Annotated in this window: 11 protein-coding genes; 7 read left to right on the forward strand and 4 right to left on the reverse strand. The window is 60.2% G+C overall.

The genetic code is table 11. The annotated features are described in order from the left end of the window. Positions 1 to 337: hypothetical protein (locus PMI18_RS09495; RefSeq protein WP_007903447.1), on the reverse strand; the 337-nt coding region annotated here is incomplete at its 3' end. A gap of 387 nt (positions 338 to 724) precedes the next feature. Between PMI18_RS09495 and PMI18_RS09490 the strand changes: the two genes are divergently transcribed. After that, the gene (locus PMI18_RS09490; protein WP_007903449.1) at positions 725 to 2,800 is read left to right on the forward strand and encodes an AsmA family protein; all 2,076 of its coding nucleotides are present in this window, start codon (positions 725 to 727) and stop codon (positions 2,798 to 2,800) included. A gap of 203 nt (positions 2,801 to 3,003) precedes the next feature. Here the strand turns inward: PMI18_RS09490 and PMI18_RS09485 are convergent, their stop codons facing one another. Next, complete coding sequence (locus tag PMI18_RS09485) at positions 3,004 to 3,945, reverse strand: LysR substrate-binding domain-containing protein (protein ID WP_007903450.1); 942 nt, start codon at positions 3,943 to 3,945, stop codon at positions 3,004 to 3,006. Positions 3,946 to 4,066: 121 nt separating this feature from the next. Here PMI18_RS09485 and PMI18_RS09480 point away from each other — a divergent pair, with 121 nt between their 5' ends. From PMI18_RS09480 to PMI18_RS09470, 3 genes are all read left to right on the forward strand, one after another. Continuing rightward, complete coding sequence (locus tag PMI18_RS09480; RefSeq protein WP_007903451.1) at positions 4,067 to 4,705, forward strand: FMN-dependent NADH-azoreductase; 639 nt, start codon at positions 4,067 to 4,069, stop codon at positions 4,703 to 4,705. Next, the gene (locus PMI18_RS09475) at positions 4,706 to 5,011 is read left to right on the forward strand and encodes a DMT family transporter (RefSeq protein WP_007903452.1); all 306 of its coding nucleotides are present in this window, start codon (positions 4,706 to 4,708) and stop codon (positions 5,009 to 5,011) included. Positions 5,012 to 5,117: 106 nt separating this feature from the next. Next, positions 5,118 to 6,008: an esterase/lipase family protein gene (locus PMI18_RS09470; protein ID WP_007903453.1), complete on the forward strand. Its 891-nt coding sequence runs from the start codon at positions 5,118 to 5,120 to the stop codon at positions 6,006 to 6,008. Positions 6,009 to 6,123: 115 nt separating this feature from the next. Here the strand turns inward: PMI18_RS09470 and PMI18_RS09465 are convergent, their stop codons facing one another. After that, a complete protein-coding gene (locus tag PMI18_RS09465) occupies positions 6,124 to 7,011 on the reverse strand; it encodes a DMT family transporter (RefSeq protein ID WP_007903455.1) in 888 nt (295 codons plus the stop codon). Between the two features lie 97 nt (positions 7,012 to 7,108). On the opposite strand from PMI18_RS09465, the gene PMI18_RS09460 reads away from it, so the two are divergent. From PMI18_RS09460 to PMI18_RS09450, 3 genes are all read left to right on the forward strand, one after another. Next, entirely contained in the window at positions 7,109 to 7,897 is a 789-nt protein-coding gene (locus PMI18_RS09460) for an AraC family transcriptional regulator (RefSeq protein ID WP_007903456.1), read from the forward strand. 72 nt (positions 7,898 to 7,969) lie between these two features. Beyond that, positions 7,970 to 8,275, forward strand: coding sequence for a PsiF family protein (locus PMI18_RS09455; RefSeq protein WP_007903461.1), 306 nt, complete (start codon positions 7,970 to 7,972; stop codon positions 8,273 to 8,275). 166 nt (positions 8,276 to 8,441) lie between these two features. After that, on the forward strand, positions 8,442 to 9,455 hold the full coding sequence (locus PMI18_RS09450) for an AI-2E family transporter (RefSeq protein WP_007903462.1): 1,014 nt from the start codon (positions 8,442 to 8,444) through the stop codon (positions 9,453 to 9,455). A 160-nt stretch (positions 9,456 to 9,615) separates the two neighbouring features. Here PMI18_RS09450 and PMI18_RS09445 read toward each other — a convergent pair. Further along, on the reverse strand, positions 9,616 to 10,405 hold a 790-nt coding region (locus PMI18_RS09445), incomplete at its 5' end, for an Hsp70 family protein (RefSeq protein WP_007903463.1).

Genomic DNA, 10,405 nt, shown 5'->3' on the forward strand with positions numbered 1-10,405 from the left:
CCAGGGTTTGACCTTGTGGAGTACGGTCGGAACCGTCAGCGGCCAGGGTTTGGCCTTGTGGAGTGCGGTCGGAACCGTCAGCGGCCAGGGTTTGGCCTTGTGGAGTACGATCCGAGCCATCTTGAGTGATCAGGCCTTTTTCTTTCAGGCGATCATTACCACCTTCGGCCAGGGTCTGGCCCTGTGGTGTGCGGTCGGAACCATCCGCGGCAACGCTCTGGCTGAACACCGAGTGGCTGTCTTTGACCTGTGGAGTGGCCTGATCAGCAGCCGGCAAAGCAAAAGCGGTGCTGGCTAACATGGAGAGGGTCAGGCTAAGCAGTAATTCGCGTTTCATGATGGGTTGCTCCTTGGGAGGGCGATAAAGTGGGTACGAGGGCAATGCTACTCTCGATAAGTCGATACAAAAGTTCATAAACGCAATGGTAATAATCAACAGAATTGATTGTTCGGCCGCGGCGCTCTAGAACGGGCGTTTCCGGCGATCGTTTTTGCACTGGGGTGGGTATTTTCGACCCATTCTCGCCTCGCAAAAGTGCGGGGGCGGTAACGCCGGATGAGGGAGCAGGGTGTCCCCGGCCGATTATTTGAGTGTTAAGTGCCTATTCGGTTAAACCTGCGCGCCATTTCCCAGTCCTAGATGTCATGGCAGGCCGGTTCTGGCCTAACGTTTCATCAGTGCGTCGCTGTCGGGGCGCTCAGTCGTATTCAGGAGCCCCGTGCAATGACGCGCACTCGTAAAATTCTTGCCTGGACCTTCGCCAGCCTCGTTGTCCTGCTGGCCGTCCTGGTGCTGATCATCGCGTTCTTCGATTGGAACCGGATCAAACCGCCCCTGAACGCCAAAGTGTCCGAAGAGCTGCATCGTCCGTTCGCCATCAATGGCAACCTTGCGGTGGTCTGGCAGCGCGAGTCTGATGAGGGCGGCTGGCGGGCCTGGGTGCCGTGGCCACATGTGGTGGCTGAGGACCTGAGCCTGGGCAACCCGGACTGGTCGAAGCAACCGCAGATGGCCACCCTCAAACGCGTTGAACTGCGCATTTCGCCACTGGCCTTGCTGGCGCAGCGGGTGGTGATCCCGCGCATCGACCTGAGCGAACCCAATGCCGACCTGCAGCGTCTGGCCGACGGCCGTGCCAACTGGACGTTCAAGTTCGACCCCAAAGACCCGAACGCCGAACCTTCGAACTGGGTGCTGGACATCGGTGCCATCGGCTTCGACAAGGGCCACGTCACGCTCGACGACCAGAAGCTGAAGACTCAGCTTGATCTGCTCATCGATCCGTTGGGCAAGCCGATTCCATTCAGCGACATTGTCGGAGACAAAGCGGCAAAAAAAGCGGTTGAAAAGGGTGGTTCACCCCAGGATTACGCATTCGCACTGAAGGTCAAAGGCCAATACCACGGTCAGAATCTCGCGGGCGAGGGCAAGACCGGCGGCTTGCTGGCCTTACAGGATGCCTCCAAGCCGTTCCCGCTTCAGGCGCAAGCTAAGATCGCCGACACCAGCGTCGAGCTGGCCGGCACGCTCACCGATCCATTGAATCTCGGCGCCCTGGATTTGCGCCTGAAACTGGCCGGTGCCAGCCTGGGCAATCTGTATCCACTGATCGGCGTAACGCTCCCGGATACCCCGCCGTACGCCACTGACGGGCATTTGATCGCCAAGCTGCAAGAGCCGGGCGGGGCGGTGTACCGCTATGAGGCGTTCAACGGCAAGATCGGCGAGAGTGACATCCATGGCAACCTGACCTACGTGGCGAGCCAGCCGAGGCCCAAACTCAGCGGGGCGCTGGAGTCCAATCAACTGCTGTTTACCGACCTGGCCCCATTGATCGGTGCCGATTCCAACGCCAGGCAAGAGGCCCGCGGCGGTGAAAGCAAGCAGCCGGCAGACAAGCTGCTACCGGTCGAGGAGTTCAGGACTGAACGTTGGCGCGACATGGACGCTGATGTGGAATTCACCGGCAAACGCATCGTCCATAGCGCAAAACTGCCGTTCAACGATCTCTATACCCACTTGGTGCTGACGGATGGTGTGCTCAGCCTGGAACCTCTGCGTTTCGGCGTGGCTGGCGGCAATCTGGATGCGCAGATTCGTCTGAACGGGCGCGCCGAGCCTTTGGAAGGCCGGGCCAAACTGACCGCGCGCAAGTTCAAGCTCAAGCAGCTGTTCCCCACCCTTGAGCGGATGAAAACCAGTTTCGGTGAGCTCAATGGCGATGCCGACCTTACTGGGCGGGGCAACTCGGTGGCCAAACTGCTGGGCACTGCCGACGGCAATTTGAAGATGCTGATCAATGACGGCGCTATCAGTCGTGAGTTGATGGAGTTGGCGGGGCTCAACGTCGGCAACTATGTGGTCGGCAAGATCTTTGGCGACAAGGAAGTGAAGATCAACTGCGCGGCGGCCGATTTCGATATCAAGAGCGGTTTGGCGACCACGCGGCTGTTTGTCTTCGATACCGAGAATGCAATCGTCTATGTCGACGGCACGGCGAACATGGCAACCGAGCAACTGGACCTGACCATTTCCCCGGAATCCAAGGGCTGGCGTTTGATTTCGTTGCGTTCGCCGCTGTATGTGCGAGGCAAGTTCATCAAGCCGGATGCGGGCGTGAAACCGGTGCCGTTAATGCTGCGCGGGGCCGGGATGGTTGCGCTGGGTGTGATTGCCGCGCCGGCGGCGGGCTTGCTGGCGTTGATAGCGCCCAGCGGTGGTGAGCCGAATCAGTGTGCGCCGTTGCTGGAGCAGATGAAGGCCGGGAAGGCGCCGGTGACGGTCAAGCCCACCCGGTAATCCGTTGGCGTCTGTTATGACGCCTTCGCGGGCAAGCCTCGCTCCTACGGGTTTTGTGTCGCATGCTGACAATGGGCACGACGCAAACCTGTAGGAGCGAGGCTTGCCCGCGAAGGCGGTTCAATAGTCGCTATAGATCTTTCAGAATATCGGCCATGTCATCGGCATGCTCTACGTCCCAGGCCAGGATGTCTTCGATGCGCCTACATTGGAATGCGTTCTGCCGGCGCTGCCGCAGGCTGCGATCTTGGCAATAGACCAGACAACCTGGCTTCCTCCTGCAACCACGCAAAAAACGCACGCACCGGCGGGTGCCGTTCGCGGCCCGGTACGCACAGCGCGCTGTATCCGGCCCCGTCGACCTGAATATCCCCTCGATAAGGCAGCAGCAAACCGCTGGCCACACTTTCCGACACCAGAATGTTGCTCGCCAGCACCAGGCCTTGTCCGGCGATGGCAGCTTGCAGGGCGTAATGCTCTTCGTCGTACTCACGCACCGCCGGTTGCGCGGCCAGCCAGGTTTCGCCGGACTGCGCGCACCAGGCCTCCCAGCCATGGGCGTACAGCTTGGAGTTGTGCCAGTGCACGCTGATCAGGGTCGGTACCCGATTGGCCGCCAGAGCCACTTGTTCAGGCGAGCCATAGACCCCGAAGGATTCGTCGAACAGGCACAAACCATACAGGTTCGGGTAATCGTCGAGGCTGTAACGCACCGCCAGATCGACGCTGGCGTCCTGATGCAAATCGATGACTTCGCAGTGGGTGTCCAGCCGCAGGCTGATGTTCGGATGTCGGGCGTAAAAGCGTCCCAGCCGAGGTACCAGCCAAAGGGCAGCAAAGGCGGCTGTGGTGGAAATTGTCAGGTTCGTGCCGCTGCGTTGCGGGCGCAAGGTATCGACGCTTTGCGCCACTTCTAGCAGGGCGCCGTGCAGGCTGCGGAACAGCCGTTCGCCGCACTCGGTGAGGCGCACCTGCCGTGGCAGTCGCTCGAACAACGGCACGCCGAGCCAGCTTTCCAGGGAGCGGATCTGGTGCGAGACCGCCGTCGGCGTCACGGAGAGTTCTTCGGCGGCGGCCTTGAAACTCAACAGGCGCGAGGCGGATTCGAAGGCACGCAAGGCGGTCAGCGGCAACGAGGCAAACATTTACAACTCCATGGATGAAATGGATTCATCCAGACTGATTTTTGTTCATTTGAAGATAGGCAGTTACGCGCTTCAAGCTGCAAGCACAAGCCGTTTCAGTTTAGCCCTCAAGGAGATTCAGATGAACAGAATTCTTGCCATTCACGCCAGCCCCCGTGGCGATCGTTCACATTCGCGGCGTCTGGCCGAGGTGTTTCTTTCCGCTTGGCAGGTCCGCAACCCACAGTCGCAATTGACCCGCCGTGAAGTCGGTCGGGCGTTGATCCCGGCCGTCAACGAAGCGTTTGTAGCGGCCGCTTTTCATCCGGAACCTGAAGCGCGACCGCTGTCGATGCAGGCCGACCTGGCACTCAGCGATGAATTGGTGGGGGAGTTGCTCGGCCATGATCTGTTGGTGATCTCCACCCCGATGTACAACTTCAGCGTGCCCAGCGGCCTCAAGGCCTGGATCGACCAGATTGTGCGGCTCGGGCTGACGTTCAATCACACCCTGGACAACGGCATCGCGCAGTACGAACCGCTGGTGCGGGGCAAGAAGGCGTTGATCGTCACCAGTCGCGGCGGGTTCGGCTTCGGCCCCGGCGGTGAACTTGAAGCGATGAACCATGCCGACCCGTTTCTGCGCACCGCTTTGGGGTTCATCGGTATCACCGACGTCACCGTTGTCGCCGCCGAGGGCGAAGAGTCCGCCGAACGCACTTTCCAAGTGTCCGTGGCCGAGGCGGAGCAGCGTTTGCTGACGCTGGCCAGGGCGTTCTAGATGGCCTGGTTGTTCTTGCTGATCGCTGCCGGATTCGAGGTCACCTTCGCCATGGGCATGAAGTACGCCGAAGGCTTCACCCGGCTCTGGCCCTCGGTGATTACGGTGGTGGCCGCGGTGGGCGGGATTTACTTCCTGACGCTGGCCATGCGCGAATTGCCGGTGAGCATCGCCTACCCGATCTGGACTGCCATCGGTTCACTGGGCACGGTGTTTCTCGGCTTTGCGCTGCTGGGCGAAAGCCTGACCGCGCTCAAGCTGGTGTCGGTCGGGCTGATTGTGGCGGGCGTGGTGGGGTTGAAGTAAGCGATGTCATAGACTGGTCGTTGAGTTGTCATCTTGGGTGGCGATGCTTGGCTGATGCCTTGCATCCGGCCTTGCTTCATCTCACCGATCACAAGGATGTTCATCCATGTCGCAAGGTTCTGCCACGCGTTACCCCTTGGTGCTGGTCCCGGGAATGCTCGGTTTTATCCGGCTTCTGCTCTATCCCTATTGGTACGGAATCATTTCGGCGCTGCGCCGTGATGGGGCGACCGTGATTGCAGTGCAGGTCTCGCCGCTCAACTCCACCGAAGTGCGCGGCGAACAATTGTTGGCATGGATCGACGAGATTCTGCGCGACACCGGGGCCGAGAAGGTCAACCTGATCGGTCACAGCCAGGGCTCGTTGACCGCCCGTTACGCCGCGGCAAAACGCCCGGACCAAGTGGCTTCAGTCACTTCAGTGGCCGGGCCGAATCACGGTTCGGAGCTGGCGGACTATCTGCATACTCATTATCCGGCAGACAGTGCCAAGGGCCGGCTCCTGAGCTTTTTACTGTGGCTGATCAGCGCGCTGATGTGCCTGCTGGAAACCGGCTATCGCGGGCCGAGACTGCCGGTGGATATCCCGGCGTCGCACCAATCGCTGACCACGGCAGGCGTGGCGCTGTTCAATCAGCGTTATCCACAGGGTCTGCCTGAAACCTGGGGCGGGAACGGCCCGGAAGTGGTCAATGGCGTGCGGTATTACTCCTGGTCCGGAACATTGCAGCCGGGCAAGACCGATCGCGGATGCAACCTGTTCGACGGGACCAATCGCAGTTGCCGGTTGTTTGCCAGGACCTTCGTGCGTGAAGCGGGGCATTGCGACGGGATGGTCGGGCGTTACAGCTCGCATCTGGGGACGGTGATCGGTGATGAATACCCGATGGATCACTTCGATATCGTCAACCAATCGTTGGGGTTGGTGGGCAAGGGGGCGGAGCCGGTGCGGTTGTTTGTCGAGCATGCAGCGCGGTTGAAGGCGGCGGGAGTTTAGACCGCGTTATCGTTCTTCGCGGGCAAGCCTCGCTCCCACAGGTTTGGCGTCGTGCTCATTGCCGGCGTCCGACACAAAACCTGTGGGAGCGTGGCTTGCCCGCGAAGGCGTCATATCAGGCAACGCTGATATTACGGCCCAACACGGTGGTCCAGCGCTCCGACAAAACCACCCCACCCAACGTCAACACCCCACCCACCAGGTGATACAGCGCCAACTGCTCATGCAGCACCACCGCCGCAATCAGCGCGGTGATCAACGGCAGCAGATTGAAAAACAGCGTGGTCCGGCTTGGTCCCAGGCGCACCACGGCCTGCATCCACGCCAGCGGCGCAAGCATCGAGGCCAGCAGGCAAGCGTAGAGCACCAGCGGAATGTTCTGCAGGGTCGGGCCGATTTTCGGTGAGGTGAGGAACAGCGGAAACAGCACCACCACCGCGACCAACACCTGCAAATACAGCAGCACCAGCGGCGGCAAACGCAGCTGCCATTTTTTCAGCAGGGTGCTGTAAATCGCATACGCCAGCGTGGCAATCAGCATCATCGCGTCACCCAGGTTCACCCCGTGTTCCAGCAATGCGCCAAGGCTGCCGGACGACACCACCACCAAAACACCCGCAAACGACAGCACCGCGCCGGCCAGTGCTCCGGCGGTCAGGCGTTGGCCGAGGCTGATAATCGCCATGGCCAGCGACATCAACGGCATCAGCGACAGAATGATCCCCATGTTGGTGGCTGAGGTCAGCGTCGCGGCGAAGTAGGCCAGGCTTTGATAAACCGCCATACCGAGTACGCCGAGGATGAAAATCCTGCCCAGATTCGGGCGGATCAACGGCCAGTGAGCGATCACCGGTTTAAGCATGAAAGGCGTGAACAGCATTGCGGCCAGCAACCAGCGGTAGAAGCCGATTTCGGCGGGAAAGATCGCGCCGACCGCGAGTTTGTTGATCACGGTGTTGCCGGCCCAAATGAAAATGGCCAGCAGGGGATAAGCGTATTGCATCGGGAAAAACCAGAACGTTAATGAAGGGTGATTATCCGCTTGTCTGAATCAATGCCTATACTTCGATCCAGACAACCTGCCTCTGATTCCGGACAGCATGAACAGCAAACACATCGACCTGCTGGATTTCAGCGAGCTGCCGGCCCCGGTCTATTTCCGTTATGCCGACTTCAACACCCATGAATACGCCTCGGCCCACCATCACCCTTGGGGCACCCTCGAGTATTCGGCCAATGGGGTCTTGCACATGGAAATCGGCAGCCGCCGCTTCATGTCGCCGCCGCAATACGCGGTGTGGGTGCCGCCCGGGACCGAGCACAGCTTCTATAGCAATCAGCCGATCAACTATCGCGCGGTCTGCCTTGCGCCGGCGCTGTGCCGCGATCTGCCGCAGCAGGCCTGCACCCTGGCGATCAGCGACATTCTCAAGGCGATCCTGAAAGACTTCGCCGCCCGCGATGTGAAAATTCCCGAGCACGATGCAGACAAGCGACTGGCTCAAGTGCTGGTGGACCAACTGCAACAGGCGCCGATGCATGAGTGTTACTTGCCCTACGCCAGCAGCACCGGGCTGCTCGCAATCCTCGAAGCCTTGCAGACCGAGCCTGGGGATAACCGGCCATTGGCGCACTGGGCCGCGCAAATTCACGTCAGCGAACGCACGTTGGCCCGGCAGTTTGTCCGCGAGTTGGGCATGAGTTTCGGGGAGTGGCGGCAACGGTTGCGGTTTCTGGCGGCGATCGAAGCGCTCGATAGCCAGCGCAGCATTCAGGAAATCGCCTTCGACATGGGGTACAGCACCGGCTCGGCATTCATCGCGATGTTTCAGCGTCAGGCCGGGTGCACGCCTGAGCAATATCGACGCAGCCACCTCGATAGCAGGTGAACGTGTAACAGGCTTTGTCTACACTCCGAAACAAGGCCGCATCCATCGGTGCGGTAACAAGGAGAACACTCCATGAAGATGTTGCGTGCCCCGTTGTTGATGGTCGGTTTGCTGCTCTGCTCCCAGGGTTTCGCCGCCACTGCCCAGCAGAACAAAATGACCACCTGCAATGCCGACGCTACCGCAAAAAGCCTCAAGGGCGACGAGCGCAAAGCCTTCATGAGCACCTGCCTCAAAGCCGCGCCGGCCGCCGATGCCACCAAGTCCATGACCCCTCAACAAGAAAAGATGAAAACCTGCAACGCCACCGCCACCACCCAGGCCCTCACGGGTGATGCACGCAAAACCTTCATGAGCGATTGCCTGAAGAAAAAATAAGCATTGTGGGAGCGAGCCTGCTCGCGATGCAGGCGACTCAGTATCACGAAGGACCGCGGTGATGCTATCGCGAGCAGGCTCGCTCCCACAGGTTCGTGTTTGCTCGCTTCGGAGCCGGATCGCTGGCAGACTGCCAATCCTTTTACGTCGTTCGTTTTGAGGCTGTATGTCAGCGTTTTCTCAGCGTCAGGTCTTGTTGTTCATCAGCTGGGTCATCATTTTTGGTGGTTTGCTGCTGGTGCTCCCTCTGCGATTGCTGCCCAGCCTGCTGGCCGGGTTGTTGGTGTTCGAACTGGTCAACATGCTCACGCCGCAATTGCAGCGGCTGATCGAAGGCCGCCGTGCGCGCTGGCTGGCGGTGGCGTTGCTAGGGACATTGGTGGTCAGCGTGCTGGCGTTGATCTTTGCCGGTGCGATCAGTTTTCTGCTGCACGAGGCAGAAAACCCCGGCGCTTCTCTCGACAAATTCATGGTCGTGGTCGACCGCGCACGCGGGCAGTTGCCGCCGTTCATCGACGCTTATTTGCCGGCCAGTGCCGCCGAGTTTCGCGTGGCCATCGGTCAGTGGATGAGCAAGCACCTCAGTGATTTGCAACTGGTGGGCAAGGACGCGGCGCACATGTTCGTGACGCTGCTGATCGGCATGGTGCTGGGGGCGATCATTGCCTTGCAGCGAGCGCCGGATGTGACCAAGCGCAAACCGTTGGCCGCGGCGCTGTTCGACCGTTTGCACCTGTTGGTCCAGGCGTTTCGCAACATCGTTTTCGCCCAGATCAAGATTTCCCTGCTCAACACCTTCTTCACCGGGATTTTTCTCGCGGTGGTCCTGCCGATGTTCGGGATCAAGCTGCCGCTGACCAAAACCCTGATCGTGCTGACCTTCCTGCTCGGCCTGTTGCCGGTGATCGGCAACCTGATCTCCAACACCTTGATCACCATCGTCGGCTTGTCGCTGTCGATCTGGGTGGCGGTGGCGGCGCTGGGTTACCTGATCGTTATCCACAAGCTCGAATACTTCCTCAACGCGCGCATCGTCGGCGGGCAGATCAGTGCCAAGTCGTGGGAGTTGCTGCTGGCAATGCTGGTGTTCGAAGCCGCGTTCGGCCTGCCGGGGGTGGTGGCGGGGCCGATTTATTACGCGTATCTGAAGAGTGAGTTGAAGCAGGTGGGGATGGTTTGATCCAGTGTTGATCTAATTGTGGCGAGGGAGCTTGCTCCCGTTCGGGTGCGCAGCAGCCGCAAAACCAGCGTATGCGGTGCACCTGACGAAATGGTTTGAATGGTTTCAGGGCTGCTGCGCAGCCCAACGGGAGCAAGCTCCCTCGCCACAGGGTTTCAAGTCAATCCATCGGGCCGTAACGCTTGGCCGCTTCAATCGCCAACCCACTGCCGATGCTGCCGAAGATGTTGCCTTCCACATGCCGCGCATTCGGCAACATCGCCGAGACGCTGTTGCGCAGCGCCGGAATCCCGCTCGAACCGCCGGTGAAGAACACGGTATCCACCTGATCGACCCGCACGTTGGCGTCGTTCAGCAACTGGGTCACGCTGTTGCGCACCCGCTCCAGCAGATTGTCGATGGCCGATTCGAACAGTGCCCGGCTCAGTTCCACGCTCAAACCCGGCTCGATGCGATCCAGTGGCACATGGCGGCTGTCGGCGTGGGTCAGCTGGATCTTGGTTTCTTCCACTTCCATGGCCAGCCAGTGGCCGGCGCGCTGGTCGATCAGCTTGAACAGGCGATCGATGCCGCCGGTGTCTTCGATGTCGTAACGCATGCTGCCCAGGGCCAGGGTCGACTTCTGCGAGTACACCGAGTTGATGGTGTGCCAGGTCGCCAGGTTCATGTGGTGGCTGGTCGGCATGTAAGCGCCGCTCTTCATCCGGCTGCCGTAGCCGAACAGCGGCATGAGGCCTTGCAGGCTCAGCTGCTTGTCGAAATCGGTCCCGCCGATGTGCACGCCGCCGGTGGCGAGGATGTCGTCGTGACGGTTGTCGTGGTTGCGGCGCTCAGGCGACAGGCGCACCAGCGAGAAGTCCGATGTACCCCCGCCGATGTCGACGATCAGTACCAGCTCTTCCTTTTCGATGGTCGACTCGTAGTCGAATGCCGCCGCTATCGGCTCCCCC

This window comes from Pseudomonas sp. GM102 (assembly GCF_000282555.1).
Taxonomy (GTDB): Bacteria; Pseudomonadota; Gammaproteobacteria; order Pseudomonadales; family Pseudomonadaceae; genus Aquipseudomonas.